14 protein-coding genes and 2 CRISPR repeat arrays are annotated in these 18434 nt (G+C 69.7%); of the genes, 11 read left to right on the top strand and 3 right to left on the bottom strand.

Annotation, left to right across the window (positions count from 1 at the left end; all coding sequences use genetic code 11):
- From cas3 to cas2e, 8 genes are all read left to right on the top strand, one after another.
- Positions 1–2545, top strand: a 2545-nt coding sequence (gene cas3, locus ACS04_RS20380; RefSeq protein WP_078865034.1) for a CRISPR-associated helicase Cas3', incomplete at its 5' end; no start/stop codon positions are given.
- Between the two features lie 274 nt (positions 2546–2819).
- Entirely contained in the window at positions 2820–4523 is a 1704-nt protein-coding gene (gene casA, locus ACS04_RS20375) for a type I-E CRISPR-associated protein Cse1/CasA (RefSeq protein WP_053080854.1), read from the top strand.
- A 112-nt stretch (positions 4524–4635) separates the two neighbouring features.
- On the top strand, positions 4636–5241 hold the full coding sequence (casB, locus tag ACS04_RS20370; protein ID WP_053080853.1) for a type I-E CRISPR-associated protein Cse2/CasB: 606 nt from the start codon (positions 4636–4638) through the stop codon (positions 5239–5241).
- 60 nt (positions 5242–5301) lie between these two features.
- The gene (gene cas7e, locus ACS04_RS20365; protein ID WP_048478092.1) at positions 5302–6459 is read left to right on the top strand and encodes a type I-E CRISPR-associated protein Cas7/Cse4/CasC; all 1158 of its coding nucleotides are present in this window, start codon (positions 5302–5304) and stop codon (positions 6457–6459) included.
- The gene (cas5e, locus tag ACS04_RS20360) at positions 6456–7253 is read left to right on the top strand and encodes a type I-E CRISPR-associated protein Cas5/CasD (protein ID WP_048478091.1); all 798 of its coding nucleotides are present in this window, start codon (positions 6456–6458) and stop codon (positions 7251–7253) included. The genes cas7e and cas5e overlap by 4 nt, the downstream gene beginning before the upstream one ends.
- 6 nt (positions 7254–7259) lie before the next feature.
- Entirely contained in the window at positions 7260–8015 is a 756-nt protein-coding gene (gene cas6e, locus ACS04_RS20355; RefSeq protein ID WP_048478090.1) for a type I-E CRISPR-associated protein Cas6/Cse3/CasE, read from the top strand.
- Between the two features lie 6 nt (positions 8016–8021).
- A complete protein-coding gene (gene cas1e / locus ACS04_RS20350; protein ID WP_048478089.1) occupies positions 8022–9029 on the top strand; it encodes a type I-E CRISPR-associated endonuclease Cas1e in 1008 nt (335 codons plus the stop codon).
- On the top strand, positions 9026–9334 hold the full coding sequence (gene cas2e / locus ACS04_RS36405) for a type I-E CRISPR-associated endoribonuclease Cas2e (RefSeq protein ID WP_078865032.1): 309 nt from the start codon (positions 9026–9028) through the stop codon (positions 9332–9334). Before cas1e ends, cas2e begins: the two co-directional genes overlap by 4 nt.
- A gap of 18 nt (positions 9335–9352) precedes the next feature.
- A CRISPR array of direct repeats spans positions 9353–10052; the repeat unit is 29 nt; unit sequence GTCGCCCCCGCGCCCGCGGGGATCGTCCG.
- A gap of 91 nt (positions 10053–10143) precedes the next feature.
- Positions 10144–11394: direct repeats of the CRISPR family, unit length 29 nt; unit sequence GTCGCCCCCGCGCCCGCGGGGATCGTCCG.
- 606 nt (positions 11395–12000) lie between these two features.
- Here cas2e and ACS04_RS20345 read toward each other — a convergent pair.
- A complete protein-coding gene (locus tag ACS04_RS20345; protein ID WP_078865030.1) occupies positions 12001–12528 on the bottom strand; it encodes a DinB family protein in 528 nt (175 codons plus the stop codon).
- 132 nt (positions 12529–12660) lie between these two features.
- Between ACS04_RS20345 and ACS04_RS38245 the strand changes: the two genes are divergently transcribed.
- Complete coding sequence (locus tag ACS04_RS38245; protein ID WP_158977369.1) at positions 12661–13056, top strand: hypothetical protein; 396 nt, start codon at positions 12661–12663, stop codon at positions 13054–13056.
- Between the two features lie 249 nt (positions 13057–13305).
- Here ACS04_RS38245 and ACS04_RS20335 read toward each other — a convergent pair whose 3' ends face one another.
- The gene (locus tag ACS04_RS20335; protein WP_158977366.1) at positions 13306–13632 is read right to left on the bottom strand and encodes a hypothetical protein; all 327 of its coding nucleotides are present in this window, start codon (positions 13630–13632) and stop codon (positions 13306–13308) included.
- Between the two features lie 121 nt (positions 13633–13753).
- Here ACS04_RS20335 and ACS04_RS38240 point away from each other — a divergent pair, with 121 nt between their 5' ends.
- Positions 13754–14698, top strand: a complete 945-nt coding sequence (locus ACS04_RS38240) for a hypothetical protein (protein ID WP_158977364.1) — start codon at positions 13754–13756, stop codon at positions 14696–14698.
- Between the two features lie 1059 nt (positions 14699–15757).
- Entirely contained in the window at positions 15758–16192 is a 435-nt protein-coding gene (locus tag ACS04_RS20330) for a hypothetical protein (RefSeq protein ID WP_048478086.1), read from the top strand.
- A gap of 83 nt (positions 16193–16275) precedes the next feature.
- On the opposite strand, the gene ACS04_RS20325 is transcribed toward ACS04_RS20330, so the two are convergent.
- On the bottom strand, positions 16276–18434 hold a 2159-nt coding region (locus tag ACS04_RS20325), incomplete at its 5' end, for an AfsR/SARP family transcriptional regulator (RefSeq protein ID WP_048478085.1).

Genomic DNA, 18434 nt, shown 5'->3' with positions numbered 1-18434 from the left:
GTCGGCTGCGGGGGCGGGGGCCAGGAGCCAGGGGCGCTGGCGTCACGACTGGGCCGGGGGGTTGATGGCGCGTGAGCTGCTGGTTTTGGCCGGCTGGCCGGCGGAGCAGGTGGACTGGGTGTGGCCTTTGGTGGCGGGGCATCATGGCGCGTTTCCGTCGCTGAGGGATGTGCAGGAGCCCAGGACGGCCAAGGGGCAGTTGAGGGGGAAGGGGCTGTGGCGGGAGGTTCAGCAGGTGGTGCTGGACGTTTTCACCCGGGAGATGGGGTTTGAGGGCCTGGGTGATCTGCAGCCTGTGGTGGTTCCGTCGCGGGCGTTGCAGTTGCAGTTGAGCGGTCTGATGGTCATGGCGGACTGGATCGCGAGCGACGAGCGTTTCTTCACCGGGGTGGACGACCTGAAGCGGGTGAGCGCGGATGCTTCGCGTGAGCGGGCGGCGGCGGGGTGGCGGGCGCTGGGCCTTGAGCGGGGCTGGGGGGCGCTGACTGTTCCGGGGCCCGAGGCGTTCGGGGACCGGTTCGGATACGAGCCGCGGCGGTCGCAGGCGATGGTCGTCGGTGCTGCGCGCGCGATGGGCGGCCCGGGGCTGATGGTGGTTGAGGCGCCGATGGGGGAGGGCAAGACGGAGGCGGCCCAGGCCGCAGCGGAGGTGATGGCCGCCAGGTTCGGTGCGGATGGCGTGTTCGTGGGCATGCCGACCCAGGCGACGAGCGATCCCATGTTCACCCGCACGCGGCGCTGGCTGGAGGCCATCGACGCGGACCTTGCCTCCAGGGTGGTTCTGCTCCACGGCAAGAGAGCCTTCAACCGGGAATGGAAGGCACTCCTGGACAGCGCGGGGGCCGCTGCGGACCAGGCGTACGGGGGTGTGGATGAGTTCGGGCTGGATGACGACCCGTACGGTCTGGCACACGACGGGTGTGGTGAGCGGGAGCGAAAGGCGCCGGCGGACTGGTTCCTGGGGCACAAGCGGGGGCTTTTGGCGCCGTTCGTGGTGGGAACCGTCGATCAGCTGCTGTACGCGGCGACCCGTACGCGGCACGGGATGCTGCGGATGGCGGGGCTTGCGGGCAAGGTCGTGGTGCTCGATGAAGTCCACGCGTGCGATGTGTACATGAGCCAGTTTCTGGGGGAGGCGCTGCGCTGGCTGGGCCAGGCGGGTGTGCCCGTGATCGTCCTGTCCGCCACCCTGGCCCCCGCTCAGCGGCAGGCTTTGTTCGAGTCCTACCTTGCCGGTGCGGCGTCGAAGGAGGAGCTGCGGGTGCAGGTTCCGGCTCCGCAGGGCTATCCGCGTGTCACCACGGCCTGGCTGGCCTGTGGCAAGCCGCAGTTCCATGCGGCCGCGACGCAGAGCTGGCGCCCGGACCTCCCGGTGGCCGTGCGCGCGTTGCCGGAGAGGATTGCGGGCGCCGGGTGCGGGCGCGAGGAGCGGGAGAAGCTGCAGAGCGAGGCGGACACCGCCGTGGGGGATCTGCTGGAGGGTGAACTGGCCGGCGGCGGGACCGCTCTGGTCATCCGCAATACCGTCGCGCGGGCGCAGAGCCTCTTCGAAGAGCTGCGCGGCCGTTTCGGCGACGCGGAAGTGCGTCTCCTGCACGCCCGCTTCACCGTGGCCCGGCGTGCCGATCTGACCGAGGAGTGCCTGAGCCTGCTCGGGCCGCGCAGGCCCCGGCTGCCGGGCGGGCGGCTGATCCTGGTGGCGACGCAGCTCGCCGAGCAGTCCTTCGACGTCGACGCCGACCTGCTCGTGACGGATCTGGCTCCCGTCGACCTCCTGCTGCAGCGCATCGGACGCCTCCACCGCCACGACGGCACGGACCGCCCGGCCAGGCTGCGCGCGCCCAAGGTATTCATCACCGGCTTCCAGCCGCGCGAAGGCCGGGAGCCGGCCTTCCTTTTCGCCAGCGAGATGATCTACGGGCGTCATCTGCTGCTGCGTACGGCTGCCGTACTGCCCGGTGAAGGCGCGGGCTGGTCGGTGCCCCAAGACGTACCCGCCCTGGTGGACCGTGTGTACGGCGGGGATGCGTCGCTGCTTCCGCACGCCTGGCAGGAGGCCGGAGAGGCTGCCGGCCGGGAGCAGAGCGAGCGGGACCGCGCCCGGGCGGAGGAAGCGCGGAAGTTTTTGCTGACTGCGCCCGGTGAGCACGAACGGCGGACCCTGGCCGCTCTGCACTACGGCGGATCCACGGCGGGCAGCGATGAGGCCGCGCTGCAGGCGGCGGTACGTGACGGCGACGAATCCGTCGAGGTGGTCCTCGTCGTCCGGGACGAAGGCGGCGCGGTCTTTCGTACCTTGTCGGGGCGGGCCCTCAGCGTCAACGGCGATGTGGCCTTCGACATGCTGGAGGAGGTCTTGGGCTCGACGGTGAGGTTGCCCTCCAAGCTCACCGGGCCGGCTCTCGAACTGGGTCCGTTGCCCGCCTGGCACGGGCATCCGTGGTTGCGGCGCAGCCGCGCTCTGGTGCTGGACGCCTCAGGCAGAGCCCGCCTGGGCGATTTCACCGTCTCCTACGACGAGCGGTTCGGGCTGAGGGAGAGGTAGAGGAGCCCCGGTGGCGGGCCGTGCCGGAAGCCGCCTGGGAGGTGCGGTGAGCCGCCAGGCGAGAGCCCGGCGGCTCGATGCCCCGCTGAGCGCGGGGTCGAGGCGAACCCCGGTCTGCGAGGCAAACAGAAGAGGGGACCATCCCCGCCGCGGACCTGACAGCCAGCGATCGGGGTCAACTACCCGATTGTCGCAGCCAGTTGGAGAAAACGCACCGCCTCTCTCCCATACCGCTGCTAGCTTCAAACATAAGAGATTCCCTCAAGGGGTACCGATGACTCATGGCTTTTCCCTGACGGACGATCCCTGGCTGCTCTTACCGTCCATCGCGGGAGACCCGGCACAGGAACACCCGTTACGCACAGCGCTGCTGGAGGCACACCAGTTCGGCGACCTGGTGGTGGAGCTCCCCACGCAGAAGCCCGCAGTTCTGCGGCAGGTCCTGCTCCCCGTGATCGTCGCCGCTCTGGGCCGCCCGGCCGACGAGCGCGAGTGGATGGCTTGGTACTCCCAGGGGCAGTGGTCACCCGTCCAGCGCCTCAGGCTCCAGGAGTACCTGGACGAGCACCGGGCACTGTTCGACCTCTTCGATCCGGTGCAGCCTTTCGCCCAGGTCGCCGGGCTGTCCACCGCGAAGGGCGAGACGAAGACCGCCGGGCTGATCGTCGCGACCGCGGCCACCGGCAACAACGTCCCCCTGTTCGCCTCGCGTACGGAGGGCGACGCCTTCTCGCTGACTCCGGCGCAGGCAGCGCACTGGTTGCTGCACACCCAGTGCTGGGACACCGCCGCGATCAAGACGGGCGCCGTGGGCGACCCGCAGGCGAAGGCCGGAAAGACGACCGGCAACCCGACCGGGCCCCTCGGCCAGATGGGCGTCACCCTGCTGGCCGGCAGAACGCTCTTCGAGACGCTGCTGCTGAACATCCCGGTCGGTGCACCGCCGACATCGAGCGACCTGCCCCAGTGGCATCGACGAGATCCCGCCGACCCGAGGCCGGCCGGCACCCCCCAGTGGCAGACACGAGCACCCCAGGGGCTCTTGGATCTGTGGACCTGGCAGTCCCGCCGGATCCGGCTCATTCCGGAGGCGACCGATGAAGGCCTGCGGGTGACCCGCGTCCTGGTCGCCGCCGGCGACCGCATGCCGCACACGCCCGAGACCGAGCCGCACACTATGTGGCGTATCGAGCCGACCGGCGGCCGCAGCCCAGCAAAAGACAAACGCGACACGACCACTCCCCGCCGCCCGTTGCGGCTCCAGCCGGGCAAGGCCGCCTGGCGCGGACTCGACGCCCTCCTGGCACCCGAGCGCCAGTCCCGGGACGCAGGGGAAAAGACGAGCGGGTTCGCCACGAGCAAGCTCCTGGACCAGGCCGGCGCCCTCATGTTCGAGCTCGGCGAGAGCTATCCGCTGCGCGTGGAACTCTCCGGCATCGCCTACGGCAACCAGTCAGCCGTCATCGACGACGTGATGTTCGACGACCTGCCCCTGCCGCTGGCCGCCCTAGACGCCGACAGCGACGTCCGCTCCGCCCTCCTCGAAGTCGCCGAACAAGCCGAACAGCTGGCCACCGCGGTCAACCACCTCTCAGCGGATCTGCGGCGCGCACTCGGCACCGACCCGATCCCCTGGGACAAGGGGCAGCGCCCCGGCGAACTCGTCCTGCACGCCCTGGACCCGCTGGTGCGGCGGCTCCTGGCAGGAATGAGGGGGCTGGAGGACCTTGAGCGCATCGAAGCCGGCCAGCTCGCATGGGAACAACTCGCCTGGCGCCGGAGCTGGGAGATCGCCGACCGCCTCCTGCAGGCAGTGCCGGTCGCCGCCTACGCCGGGAGAAGCACCTCCCAAGGGGAAGGCAAACCGGAACGCATCCACCGCGTCCCGCTCGCCGAGGCCTCCTTCCTGAGGCGGCGAGCAGAAATCCTCCACCGGGCTGACGCCACTCGCCGCGGCACACGTTCCGACGGCCAGTAGGCCCACCCGCGGCTCGTGAGCGCCCGGCCCCGGCCGGGCCGCACCCGAGCCCCCAAAGCATGCCCGCATGCCCTCCCGCGGCACCGAACCCTCATCACGTCTGGACACGGCCTTGACCGAAGAAGATCACACACGGCAGCGAATCTGGCACCGCTACATCGCCGCGGACGGCACCTGGCGCCGCACCTCCGGCAGCCCGGCGGACAAACGCCCGCCAGGAGAAGACCTCGCAGTACTGCGCAAGGGCCTTGGCCGCCCCGCCGGAACCGTGCTGGAGATGTTCGCGTTCTACACCTGCCCCATCGACGACTTCGCCGCACGCCGCGGAGAGGTCTCGCTCGCGCAGGAGGCCGAACACATGGCACTCGCGCTCTACGGACTGCACCAGCAGAGCCAGGACCGGCCGATGCACCGTGACGCCGTCGGCCTCGGCCGGGCCATGCTCGAACTCCGCCGCCACGACCGCACCAGCGAAGCGGCAGTCGACGGACGCTTCCAGCAGACGTTCTCCGCGACCTCGTCCCAGGCCCTCCAGCTCCGCCTGCGCGGCCTGATCACCCAGCTCAGGGACATCAAACAGCCCCTCGACTACAACCAGCTCGCCAACGACATCCTCCACTGGAACCGGCCCGACTCACGCACCCGCGTGCGCCGCCGCTGGGGCCTGGACTACTACGCCTGGACCCAGAAGCCGGCCGCCGCCCCGCCCCGCCCCTGACATCCAGCAGCCCGCACCGCCCGCCGCAACCAGCCCAACCGCACAGCATGGAGCCATCCGATGAACCAGCGCCTCTACATCGATGTACACGTCATCCAGACCGTCCCGCCCGCCAATCTCAACCGCGACGACCAAGGCAACCCGAAGGAAGCCGTCTACGGAGGAGTCCGTCGCTCCCGCGTCTCCTCCCAGGCATGGAAGCGGGCATCGCGCCAGCACTTCGACAACCAAGCCCCCGAGGCCGAGCGCTCCACCCGCACCAAGCGCATCACGGGCGAACTCGCCACCCGTATCAAGGCCAACGCCGGCGGCCTGGACGACGACGGCGCCCGGCGGATCGCCGCCGCCCTGCTGGCCCAGCTCGGCCTCAGCCAGGGCAAGAAGGCCGGAGACACCGCATACCTCCTCTTCTACGGCAACGCTCAGCTCGACGAGGTCGCCGCCCTGATCAACGGGCAGGCCGCCGGCCTGGCCGCGCTGGACGACAAGGCCCTGGCCGAAGCCGTCAAGGAGCTGCCCGTCGCAGAAGCCTTCACCACCGGACACCCCATGGGCGTAGCTCTCTTCGGCCGGATGGTCGCCGACATCCCCAAACTCAACGTCGACGCCGCTGTCCAGGTCGCCCACGCCCTGTCCACCCACGAGACACAGCTCGAATTCGACTACTTCACCGCCGTCGACGACCAGAACGAAAAAGACGAAACCGGCGCCGGAATGATCGGCACCATCGGCTTCAACTCCGCCACCCTCTACCGCTACGCCACCGTCGGATTCACCCAGCTCACCGACAACCTCGGCGGCGACACCGAGGCAGCCCTCGACGCGCTCGACCACTTCGTCGACAGCTTCGCCCTCTCCGCCCCCACCGGCTACAAGAACTCCTTCGCCCACCGGACCCGGCCCAGCCTCGTGGCCGTCGTCGTACGCACCGACCAGCCCGTCAACCTCGTCTCCGCCTTCGAGGAGCCCGTCCCGGCAGAAGCCGGCATCCAGGCCGCCTCCGCGCGCCGCCTGGCCGAAGAACACATCACCGCCACCCAGGTATGGGGAGACACCCCCCTCTACAACGCCGCCAGCCACACCTTCACCACCGGCGAACCCCGCACCAAGGACACCGCCGAAACCCTCACCCAGGCCTTCGGCACGCCTGTCACCTTCGCCGACCTGCGCACCACCCTGCGCGCCCGCATCACCTGCGCCCTGGGAGCCCAGGCGTGAGCAACCCCGACCCCAGCGCCGTCCTCCTCATCCGTCTCGCCGGTCCCCTGCAGTCCTGGGGAGACCGCAGCACCTTCAACCGGCGCGAAACCCGACCCGAACCCACCAAATCCGGCATCGTCGGCCTCCTCGCGGCAGCCGCCGGCCGCCCACGCCACGCACCCCTGGACGACCTCGCCGGCCTCGCCCTCGGCATCCGCATCGACCAGCCCGGAAGCATCCTGCGCGACTACCACACCGTCAGCGACTACCGCGGCCAGCCACTCTTGTCCGCCGCCGTCACCGTCAAAGGACGACAAAAGCCCACCTCACCCGCCAAACACAGCCATATCACCCAACGCTTCTACCTACAGGACGCCGTCTTCCTCGCCGTAGTCCAAGGCCCCCAAGGCCTCATTAACACCCTCGAACACGCCATCACCCACCCCGCCTTCCCCCTCGCCCTGGGCCGCCGCTCCTGCGCCCCCGCACAACCCCTGTGCCTGGGACAGCGCACCGGCCCCCTCGAAGATGCCCTGCGCGCAGAGCCCTGGCAGGCAGCCCCAGCCGTACGCAAGCGGTGGGGCCGCCAGAACGGCGACGCAGCCCACATCGACCTGCCCGCGACCCTCGACGACCCGGCAGGAGACGAAGTCCGCGACGACGTGCCCCTCTCCTTCGCCCCCCAGGCCCGAACCTTCACCACCCGCCGCATTCGGCACACCTACCTCCAAGCGCCCACCGGCCTCACACCCCACCCCGCACGCCCCCAGACCACCGGCGGCCACGACCCCTTCGCCCTCCTGGGCTGGTGACCCGACATGCCCTTCCTCTCCCGCATCCGCATCAACCCCCTGCGCGCAAAAAGCCGCAAACTCCTCGCCAGCCCCCGTGCGATGCATGCCGCCGTCCAAGGCGGCCTCCCCGGCCTGCCCGAACAAGCACGCACCCTGTGGCGGCTCGACCCGGACAACCCCCACCGCCCCCACCTCTTCGTCCTCACCACCGACAAACCGGACTGGACCCACCTCGTCGAACAAGCAGGCTGGCCCGGCGCCGAAGGCGAGCACTACGCCATACGCGACTACGCCCCGCTCCTGCAGCAGCTCGCACCCGGCCGCACCTTCGCTTTCCGCCTCACCGCCAACCCCGTCCAGAACACCACCCGCCCCGACAAACCCACCGCCCGCCAGCAGACACGCATCGACGCCGGCGGCCGACTGCGCGGCTTCCGTCTCGGCCACCGCACCGCCACAGCCCAGCTCGACTGGTTCCTCACCCGCACCGCACGCTGGGGATTCGACGTCCCCACCGCCCCCCACCTCGACGAAACCCACAACGCCGACAACCAGCCCCCACGCGACATCCGCATCACCACCCGCCAACGCCGCTCCTTCGACAAAGGCCCGACCACCACGAAGGAAGCCCAAGTCGTGATGAACTCCGTGACCTTCGAAGGCCGCCTGCGCATCACAGACCCCGCCCTGCTCACCGAACACCTCCTGGCAGGCATCGGCCCCTCCAAGGCCTACGGATGCGGACTGCTCACCCTCGCCCCGCTACCCGAAAGGCCATGACCACCCATGCCCAACATCTGGTGGAAGGCCGACCCCCAGGACCTGCACCGCCTCGCCGACCGCGTCTCCAGCGTCTACGTGGAACGCAGCCACCTGGACCGCGACGAGAACGCCATCGTCATCATCAACAAACGCCAAACGGTCCGCGTCCCCGCAGCCATGGTCGCCGTCATGCTCCTCGGCCCCGGCACACGCACCACCCACGCAGCCATCAGCCTGCTCGCCGACTCAGGCACCACCGTGTGCTGGGTGGGCGAGCAAGGCGTCCGCATGTACGCCGCCGGCCTCGGCCCCAGCCGCGGCGCCGGCCTCCTCCACCGCCAGGCCTGGCTCGTCACCCGCCCCAAGGAACGCCTCGCCGTCGCCCGCCCCATGTACGGCATGCGCTTCCCCGGCGAGGACGTCTCCACCCTCACCATGCAGCAACTCCGCGGCCGCGAAGGCACCCGCATCCGCAAGTACTACCGCGCCCAGGCCGAACGCACCGGGGTCACCTGGAACGGCCGCCTCTACAAAGCCGGCGACGCCTTCGCCGCCGGCGACGACCTCAACCGCCTCCTATCGGCGGCCAACGCCGCCCTCTACGGCATCTGCCACGCAGTCATCATCGGACTCGGAGCCAGCCCAGGACTCGGCTTCGTCCACACAGGCAAAGCCACCTCCTTCGTCCTGGACATCGCCGACCTCTACAAAGCCGAATACACCATCCCGCTCTCATTCGACCTCGCTGCCCAAGGCCTCACGGAAGAGCGCGACGCCCGACTTGGCCTACGAGACCTCATCGCCCGCGACAAGCTCCTCGGCCGCATCGTCACCGACGTCAAGAACCTCCTCACCCCCGAAGGGACAGAGTTCGAGGACTCCGAAGCGAACCTCTTGTGGGACGAACACCTCGGCGCCGTCCCCGGAGGAACCAACTACGCCAGTCACGCAGACCTCTCAGCACACGGAATGACCGACAACCACATCGCCGTCATCGGTCCTGAGATGGACGAGGCCGCGCCGACACCATGACCGTCATCATCCTCGTCGCAGCCCCAGAAGGCCTCCGCGGACACCTCACACGCTGGATGGTCGAGGCCAGCGCCGGAGTATTCGTGGGCAACCCCAGCCGCCGCATCCGCGACCGGTTATGGGAACTACTGGCCACCCGAATCGGCGACGGCCAAGCCATCCTCATCGAACCAGCCGCGAACGAACAAGGCTGGGCCGTCCGCACCGCAGGCCGCGACCGGTGGCAGCCCGTCGACTTCGACGGCCTGATCCTTTCCGCCCGCCCCCAAAAACAACCAAACGAAAACAACCACTCAGCCCGATAAAGCCACAGCTCAGGAAGTGTCGCCCCCGCGCCCGCGGGGATCGTCCGGGGCAGGCCGGTTCCGGCTCCACGACCGTGGCGTCGCCCCGCGCCCGCGGGGATCGTCCGGCCACCCGTTCCCTGAGGATGCGGCCCGCGTAGTCGCCCCCGCGCCCGCGGGGATCGTCCGGCGTACGGCATCCGCGGCTTCGTCCGGGCCTGGTCGCCCCCGCGCCCGCGGGGATCGTCCGCCGGAGACCGTGGGTACCGATTTCATCCTCTTGTCGCCCCCGCGCCCGCGGGGATCGTCCGACGCCCCACACCGCGGCGAGCACCGCATCCGTGGTCGCCCCCGCGCCCGCGGGGATTGTCCGTTGAGTAGCGGCGTCAGCGCCGGGAGCAGCTGGTCGCCCCCGCGCCCGCGGGGATCGTCCGTTGGCCGAGGACGGCCAGGACGGCCGCCTGTTGTCGCCCCCGCGCCCGCGGGGATCGTCCCCCGCACCTCGGCGCCACCGCCAAGGTCGGCGCGTCGCCCCCGCGCCCGCGGGGATCGTCCGGAGCGCGCGGAGAAGGAGGCGGCCCAGCGCGGGTCGCCCCCGCGCCCGCGGGGATCGTCCGACTCGAAGGTCACGCAGCTGCACTTCGGCCTGGTCGCCCCCGCGCCCGCGGGGATCGTCCGACGACCAGCAGGCGGCCGCGATAGAGGAGCAGGTCGCCCCCGCGCCCGCGGGGATCGTCCGGTCCGCAACACCTACGACTGCACCGCGTCCACGTCGCCCCCGCGCCGCGGGGATCGTCCGAGAGGTGAACATGTCCATCCACGTTTCCCCGGGTCGCCCCCGCGCCCGCGGGGATCGTCCGTAGCGCACCGCGTCGGCCGCTGCCGGGCTCGGGTCGCCCCCGCGCCCGCGGGGATCGTCCGGCGTGACGGCCCAGGACGGCCAGCTCGTCGCGGTCGCCCCCGCGCCCGCGGGGATCGTCCGCACCTATGAGGGTGACCTTCGCCTACCCGCTGGTCGCCCCCGCGCCCGCGGGGATCGTCCGGGGGCTCTGTGACTGGCACGGACGCCTACGGGGTCGCCCCCGCGCCCGCGGGGATCGTCCGCTGGTGGAGGCTGACCCGGGCGCGACCGAGTAGTCGCCCCCCGCGCCCGCGGGGATCGTCCGGCCAGCGATGATCTCCCTGCCGGCGTCGTACCGTCGCCCCCGCGCCCGCGGGGATCGTCCGGCCTACTCGCCTGGACTGGCGACCCGAACGACGTCGCCCCCGCGCCCGCGGGGATCGTCCGCAGTGGGCGGGGTGCCAGGGGCTGACGAGCCAGTCGCCCCCGCGCCCGCGGGGATCGTCCGCCGCCGAGGAACACCTCGACGCCATCCGCCCCGTCGCCCCCGCGCCCGCGGGGATCGTCCGGGGCAGGCCGCACCGGGTGACGGGAAGGCCGTGTCGCCCCCGCGCCCGCGGGGATCGTCCGGCGGCGGCGGACGCGACAAGGGGCGCGGTGATGTCGCCCCCGCGCCCGCGGGGATCGTCCGAGCGTACCAACCGCCATGCTGCCTTTCCGAAGGTCGCCCCCGCGCCCGCGGGGATCGTCCGCGGTGGCGGGCGGCGTCCGGCTGCCAGGCAGGGTCGCCCCCGCGCCCGCGGGGATCGTCCGCCCTCGTTCAGTGGCATGGTGGACTGACGGGTGTCGCCCCCGCGCCCGCGGGGATCGTCCTTGGTAGTGGCAGCGGCGGGCGGTTGCCTGGTGGTCGCCCCCGCGCCCGCGGGGATCGTCCGGAGATCGCCTGATGCCGTTCCAGCGCACGACTGTCGCCCCCGCGCCCGCGGGGATCGTCCGTCTGATTCGGACATAGGGGACTGGCTACGCCTGTCGCCCCCGCGCCCGCGGGGATCGTCCGTGCGTATGGCCCGACAGTCGGTGTTGTCGCGAGTCGCCCCCGCGCCCGCGGGGATCGTCCGCGAGATCACCTATGTGCCGGACATCGATGATGGTCGCCCCCGCGCCCGCGGGGATCGTCCTTCTGATTCCGTCGCGAGCAGCGCGGCGAGTAGGTCGCCCCCGCGCCCGCGGGGATCGTCCGCGCACCCCGCAGTCGAGGGTGAGGGCGGTGAAGTCGCCCCCGCGCCCGCGGGGGATCGTCCGTTGCTTCGCTGCCAGAAGACACCCGACGGGGTGTCGCCCCTGCGCCCGCGGGGATCGTCCGCAGTGCTCGGTCACCTCGCTGAACGCCGAGTCGTGGACCCCGCGTCCGCGGGGATAGTGCGGAGGTGTTGGAGGAGGAGCGCCCCAAGGAGCCGTCGCTCGCGCGCCTACGGTGATCGTCCGTCGTACAGTGTGGTCACCTTGTAGGTGCCGGAGCCGCCCGCGCCCGCAAGGATGGCCCGCTCATCGAGGCCGCGATCCAGATTGGCCTCACGTCGCCCCCGCGCCGGCGGGGATCGTCCGGCTGTCCACATGGGGTTTCTACTACGGCCAGCCCCCGTTTCCCTTCGTCCCGACCTGGTCGACATGGTGCTGGCGGTCGGCGACGGTGTCGGCTCCGGCTTGCTGGGCCGGCGGGTGGCCGCCTTGGCGTAGACCGGGGGGTGGGCGAGCCACGTCGCCCTCGACGCCGCGGTGGTGGTGGGGTACCCGAAGGCGTTGGCTCGGCCGTCGGGTGTTCGACGGCGCCGCCGGTGGGAGTTGGTCAGGATTCGGCGGTCTGCCCGGGGTGTGGCTTCGGGGCTTGGCGGTGGGCGTCGTGCAGGTGGTGGCGCAGCTCGTGCAGGGTGTGCACGGCGACCCAGCGTACGGTTCGCTCGGTGGGTTGGGGGTAGCTGTAGATAAGGGTGCGGTCCCAGTGGTCGGGCGGCAGGCGGTCCAGGACGTTGGCGAACAGTGCTGCCGCGTCGGTGAGCTGCCGGGCGACGGTGGCGGGTTCCTGGAGGGCGTAGCCGTCGTGCTCGACGCGTTCGTCGCGGCCCATGGGCTCGGCTACCGGGGTGTTGCTGCGCCGGGCGGCCAGTACCCGCTCACGCTGGACGAGGAGAACGTCTCTGACGTGGCAGGCGTACTCGAGTGGCGACCAGATCCCAGGGGCCGGCCGCGGCGCGCAGGCGTGCGGTCCGTGCAGGAAGTCCGCGAACTGCGCCGCTTGATTCCGGGCAAGGGAGGCGACCGAGGTCGCCAGGTCGAGGTCGTAGGTGAACCCGCATTCCCGGCAGTCGTCCGTCACACGCCCACATTAGCGGCGGGAAGCCCGTCCTCACAGATGGTGGTGACCGCCCGTTCGAACAGGGATCGCTCGTCGGGGTGGAAGCCGGTGCCCCGCCGTGTCGTGCCGGCACGGGTGAGCTGTTGAACGGGTATGCGGAAGATGATTTATCTGAATGCGGCTGCCGTTCTTGCGGTTGTTGCTGCTCTGTCGACGGCGGGACCGGCAGCTGCGGATTCCAGCTCGTGCACGCACCACGTCTCCGGCCCTCAGATCTGTATCCGGTTGGAGGGCAGAAACTTCTGGAACACGCCCACTGCGATCTGGACCAACCCGGGGAGGAGCGTGAAGGCGCGCGAAGTTTCCCTCTATGTGAACGGGAAGCGGTACTACGGGCCCAAGACGGCAACCCGAAAGGGCAAGACGCTGAGCTATACGTGGGGGCGTTTCCAGCAGGACGCTGACACGAAGCTGTGCGTGCGGTTCCAGGGCATCGATCGAGTCGCCTGCGAGTTCACCCGGGACATCGGCGACAGGGCACAGTTCTAGGAACTGGAGGACAGGCAGCACCCGTACTACCTCAGGCCCCGGCCGGCCCAGTGGCCCGCCTTGTTGTGCTGCCTGGTGTGCGCTGCTTTGTTGGGGGCATCAGTGCGCGCGATACCTGCTCGGTCTCGGTCGGGACCGGTCGGGTCTGCCGCCACTGAGGCATTCGGGCGAGGGCAGGTTGGGTACAGCCTCGGGCGGGGGCTTGCTGGGAGAGCTGCCCCACCGCTCGCCCACCGTTGGTGATTGTTGCTATTTGGGTGCTCGGGTGGACGCCGGGTCTTCCAAGCGGTGGAGGGCTTGTGCGGGGTCGACGTCGTTGAGCCATGAGCCGAGTCCTGCGGCCATGACGAGGGGGTCAACGCCGAAGAGTTGGCCGATGTAGTACATCTCGCGGATGGTGTATTTGATCAGGCCGTCTTGGCGTTTGCTGATCTGGCTTTTGGACATGCCGATGTAGCTGCCGAGCTGTTCGTAGGTCAGCTCCGCGCGGAGTCTTCCGTGTTCCACGGCTTCGATGAATCTGAGCTCCAGCTCGGTTACCGCCTCCAGGGCGAGCAGTTTCGCCGTCTTGTCCATGGTCCGCATCATAGCGATCTCAGCTGTTGCCGTGGCAGTCAGGGCTACGCAACCGCCATCAGAGTTTCCCATATACATACCTGGTTGCTCGCAGGGAAACCTAGCGTGTAGTCTCGTCAACATGATCGACCGCGAGAAAGAGGACGGGTCTGGAGCCGCCACACGCGGTTGGGCGCCGGCGCACTCTTGGCGCTGGTTCCTGATCCGAGCCGCCAAGCACGTCCCCAAAGCCGGCAAAGATCAACCGCAATGGAAGTTTCTGGGCGCGCAGTTCTTCGCGATTCTTCAAGCCGTGGGACAGGCCGCGAACGAAGACGGCACGAACGCTTTTCTGGGGATCGACACGCTCATGGCAGTGGGGCGTTGCAGCAAGGACACCGTGCAAAAGGTGCTCATCGCGGCCGAGTCCATGCAATTGATCAGGAAAACGGCCAATGCGCGCGGCGGGCGGAGCCCCAAGCCCGCAACCTATGCGTGCACCTTCCCGCTCGGCGCGGACACAGAGACCGGCAGGGGACTCGACTGGGAACGCGCCCTGACCGTGTTGTCCAGTTCAGAGCATGACCGACGCTTGCGCCACAAGCGGGCCATGCCCACAGGGCGTCATATGAAGCGGTCTGACGAAGCCTCGCCTGAAGCGCAGGAAGCATCATCTGACGCCGCCTGTGATGACGCCGAGCTGAAGCAGGAAGCGTCACATGACCACCCCACGGGGCGTCACGTGACAGATCAGAGGGCGTCAGGTGACGCCTCTACCAGGGGCTACCAAGCCTTACACCATGAGGAAGCCGCCGTAGTTGACGCACCTCAGGTGGATACAGCCGCCCCGGCCAAGCAGAATTCACCCTCGCCCGATGCAGACATGCAGAACAGCCCCAGCTATGCGCGGCAGGGATTACGAGCCGCCCCGGATTCCGCCGCCGCCAACTACCAAGGCCATGTGACCACCTGCGACCGATGCCCGCGCGAGATCTGGTGCCCTGAGGGCTCCCGGCTCCGCCGGTACCTCACGAGAGAGCAGCATCAAAAGCGTGCCCGCTACCTGGGTGCCAATGGCGGATCGTGAGCCACGGCGCAACCCCCGCGACGCCCCAGCCCCACGACCCCTCGCGTGGTCGGTCGACACCGCGGGCCTTTGAACGAAATCGAGGTGATGAGGATGTCCGCGGCGCGGCTGATCTCGCCGGTCGAAGAAGTCAAAGACAGGTATGAGCGGGCGCTCAGGGGGATCCGCTGCAGTCGAAAGGCCTCGGCATGCGTACCAGGGAAGGGCCGACGAGCCTGTCCTGGTTCCGGTCCACCAGCAGATCCTCACCGTGGCTGCCTGGCTGCCTGGCTGACCAAGGCCGAGGAGACCGGCGTGAAACTCTCCGGAGCAGAGGTGGCCCATCGCCCGGGGGTATCGGCTGAGACGGGTCAGTGCCGCGTGATCGACGCTTGCAAGCACCTCACCGAGCAGCGTCAGTAGCAGGGGCGTGTCCACCTCCGCTCGGCCTGAAGCTGACCGCCCCCGCATGACTGATGCCTCTGTTGCCGATGACTGGTGACCGGTTTCTTCTGTGACTGGTGACTGGTGACTGGTGACCGAAGACCGTGACCGAAGACCGTGACCGAAGACCGGTGAACTTGTGACGTGACCGGTGACCGGTGACTGGTAACTGGTCACGGCTCTGGTGACGGTGCGACTGGTGACTGATTCGGTGACCAATCCGGTGACGAAATAGGTGAGTGACCGGCTGTCACCTCGCCTGTGCGAGGTCACCAGTAAGCCGGTCGCGAGCGGCCCGCGTCGGCGAGCACGTCGTCGTACTCGGTATTTTCGGCCGCGACCGGTCCAATAGCACGCACCCCTACGACCTGCGGTGTGACCGGTCACCGGTAGTCGGGATGGGCGGTGACCTATCAGGCCTCCGTCGGTTATCAAGCATGACCGCCCCCGACCTCACCAGCCTCTTGCACCTCTGCACGCCCGGTCACTGGCAGCCTGCTCACCGGTCGACGGAAGCAAGACAGGGCTGTGCCAGGACTGGTGAGCTATCCGGGGGCTCCGTTGGTCCCGGTTTGTCGGTCGATGCCAGACGATCGCTTCCAGGCTGACGGTAGACGTGTTGATGAGGAGGGTGACGTGGGCACGGCCTTACGGATCGATGTGGGTGGCGCGGTCGTCGTGCTGCCCTGGCCGGGTGACGATGCGGGGCGGCGGCAGGTGGTGCGCACGGCTGTGGGCGGTCCGGCGGATGCGGCGGTCTACCGCCGCAGGACCCGGTTCCATGTACATGGGAAGGGTCAGGCTGAGCGGCTGGCGATGAATCTGCCAGCGTGGGTGCTGGCGTCCGTGTGGCGGAGGATGGAGATCGCCTACGGCTTCTACGGGCCGGTGGTCGTCACCGGTCCGCAGCTGGGTGCCTTGGACGAAGCGATGGCTGCAGAAGTGCGGGCGGTGTGCGCGGCGGTGGCGGAAGTGCGGGAGGAGTGGGTGACGCGGCAGCCTGCCGGTGAGCGGCAGGCCCGTGCCGAACTTCTCGCCGCCGCCCGTCACCGGGTGGCTGCACTCGCCTGAACACTAGACCGCCAGCCCGCTCTGAAATGGGTGTGGGCCCCTGCAACTGCAGGGGCCCACACCCGTATATGCCGTGCTGGGTATCAGGTCGCCGTGGTCCCGGCTGTCGTGGGGGAGGGCCGGCCGGACAGGACGCGGTCGATGGTGTCCTCGGTGAGGGTGTCGAGGGTGATGTCGTAGGTGCGGGCCATCTGCTGCAGGCGGGCGATGATCTTGCGGATGGCAGCGGTGTTGCCGGCTGCCGATTCGATGTGGAGGAGGTCCCGGTAGAGGACTTCCGAGGTCTCTTCCACGTCGAGGCCTTGCCGGACGGTGCGGCGGGCGGCGTCGAGGTCGGGGTTGGCCCCGTCGGTGTGCCAACGCGCGAGGGTATGGGCGGTGTCGGTGATCCTCGACAGCATGTCTTGGATGACATGGTCGGCCCAGGGCAGGGCCCGGCCGTCGAACGGCTTGCCGCGGACCAGCCCCATTGCCTTCTCCAAATCCGGGATGCCCCCCTTGGGACCGGCGGCCAGCCCGTGCGAGGCCAGCTGCCGGAAGTGGTCCCAGTCGGAGGTGACGGCTGGGTGGAAGGTGTACCCGTTGCCGTTCTTGGGCCGCGGAAGCAGCGGGTATCCGTCGTCGGTCAGGCCGATCTGGTTGCGGAGCTCGGACAGGCGTGAATGCAGGGTGCGGGCGGACCAGGGGTTGACGGGGTCCATGGCCTGGCACAGGTACTCGGCGCTACGTCCCGGGCGCAGGTGGATCAAAGCCGCGATGGCGTTGTTGCGGGGGCTGTGCGCGGATCCGAGGCCGCCCGTGATGCGCAACGGTCCCAGCATCTCGATACAGACGGCCGTGTCCCCGTCGCTCTGTTCGGCTGTGGACCGGGCCGCAGGGATGAGTTCGCTTGGCTGACCCGGGCGGGCGTGCTCGTCTGGCGTACCGGCTGGGGGCTGGCCCTTGGTGTCGGCAGCCTCGGCCGTGTCCACGGGTTCGGTCTCGGCAGCCGCGGCGTCGCCTGCGATGGTGGCCGCAAGGAGGGCGGGGAAGGGGTTGCCCGGGTCGTGAGCGTCCTCGCTGGTCACCCGCATGGTCAAGGGCGTGCCGGTGGCCGCTGGCTGGTCGTGGTCCTCGGCGAACTCCCACGCCCCGGTCGCGGTCGCGGGTGCCTGCACGGATACCTGAAGTGCGTGGACGTACTGCAGGTACTGCTCGTCAGTGATCCGCTGCAAGGTCACCGGCTCGTCCAGTAGCGCGAGGCGGACGTCTTGATCTCGCGTGGTGTCGAGGATTTCGGCGTGGGGGAACGCGCGCCGGGTGGTGTCGGTAGCGGGCAGGACGACGGCAGTGTGCAGAGTGCGGGCAGCGGCGAGGGCGTCAGCGAGCTGGGTGACGTGTTCCTGCTCGCTGTCGCTGGCGCCGATGAGTAGCCAGGGCAGCACCTGCTCACCGCTCTGGTGGGCTTCGAGGAGGAGTTCGCCGAGGTCGGCTGCGACGGCAGGCAGGTGGGGCATGGTGCGGATGCGGCCCTGGGGCAGGAGCCTGGCCAGGCGGGCGCCGAGTCCGGTGGTGAGGATTTCGCTGTAGTCGGTCCAGGCACAGGTGCCGAGCTCCAGGGCGAGGGCGCGGGCGACTTCGAGGACTTCGTCGGCTTCGCCGTCCAGGAGCAGTACGCGGCATGTCATGAGATCAGCCAGCAGTAGACCTGTCTCGGTCGCGCCGAGGGTGACCAGTCCCGGGTAGGGGGCTTGGACGTCGCTCGCCTGGTCGGCGGGCAGCAGCACCGCTTGGGTGTCCAGGGCCCAGGCTCGTGGGTCGTCGCAGGTGGCAAAGGGGGTTACTGGCGCGGCAGGTTCGTCGAGCAGCAGGGTGATGCCGTCGGCATCGATTCGGGCCCCGCGCAGGGCAGGCAGTTCGCGTTCTGCCTCGGCGGCGTGGTGGGCGAGGGTGCGCAGGACACGGTCGAGGAGCCCGACTGCGTCCGGCTCGAGGGCCGTGCCCAAGACCTGTTGCACGGTGGTGGGGTCCGGGTCTTGGGCGATGGTCTGCCCGGCGCGGCGCTGGCGCTGTTGGAGGATCCGGCGGACCCCGAGGGCGCCGGCCAGGGAGGCGGCCAGCAGGGTGCCGATCCCTGCGACCAGCGCCCAGTTGATGTTCGCGGGGCTCTTGGTACTTGGGGCGGTGGGGTGACTGGGGGATGGCGTGGTCGGGGTCGGGGTGGTCTGCTGTGGGAGACCGACCGAGGGACCTGCAGTTGACG

The sequence above is a fragment of the Streptomyces roseus genome (assembly GCF_001044425.1).
Classification (GTDB): Bacteria; Actinomycetota; Actinomycetes; order Streptomycetales; family Streptomycetaceae; genus Streptomyces; species Streptomyces roseus.
The sequence above is the reverse complement of the archived record's forward strand: the minus strand, read 5'-3'. Positions and strand labels throughout refer to the sequence as shown.

Excerpts from the sequence above, each read along its gene's own strand:
- casA (WP_053080854.1), top strand. The coding sequence starts at position 2,820 with ATGACTCATGGCTTTTCCCTGACGGACGATCCCTGGCTGCTCTTACCG.
- cas7e (WP_048478092.1), top strand. The coding sequence starts at position 5,302 with ATGAACCAGCGCCTCTACATCGATGTACACGTCATCCAGACCGTCCCG.
- cas6e (WP_048478090.1), top strand. The coding sequence starts at position 7,260 with ATGCCCTTCCTCTCCCGCATCCGCATCAACCCCCTGCGCGCAAAAAGC.
- cas1e (WP_048478089.1), top strand. The coding sequence starts at position 8,022 with ATGCCCAACATCTGGTGGAAGGCCGACCCCCAGGACCTGCACCGCCTC.
- cas2e (WP_078865032.1), top strand. The coding sequence starts at position 9,026 with ATGACCGTCATCATCCTCGTCGCAGCCCCAGAAGGCCTCCGCGGACAC.
- ACS04_RS38245 (WP_158977369.1), top strand. The coding sequence starts at position 12,661 with ATGCGGAAGATGATTTATCTGAATGCGGCTGCCGTTCTTGCGGTTGTT.
- ACS04_RS20335 (WP_158977366.1), bottom strand. The coding sequence starts at position 13,632 with ATGGACAAGACGGCGAAACTGCTCGCCCTGGAGGCGGTAACCGAGCTG.
- ACS04_RS38240 (WP_158977364.1), top strand. The coding sequence starts at position 13,754 with ATGATCGACCGCGAGAAAGAGGACGGGTCTGGAGCCGCCACACGCGGT.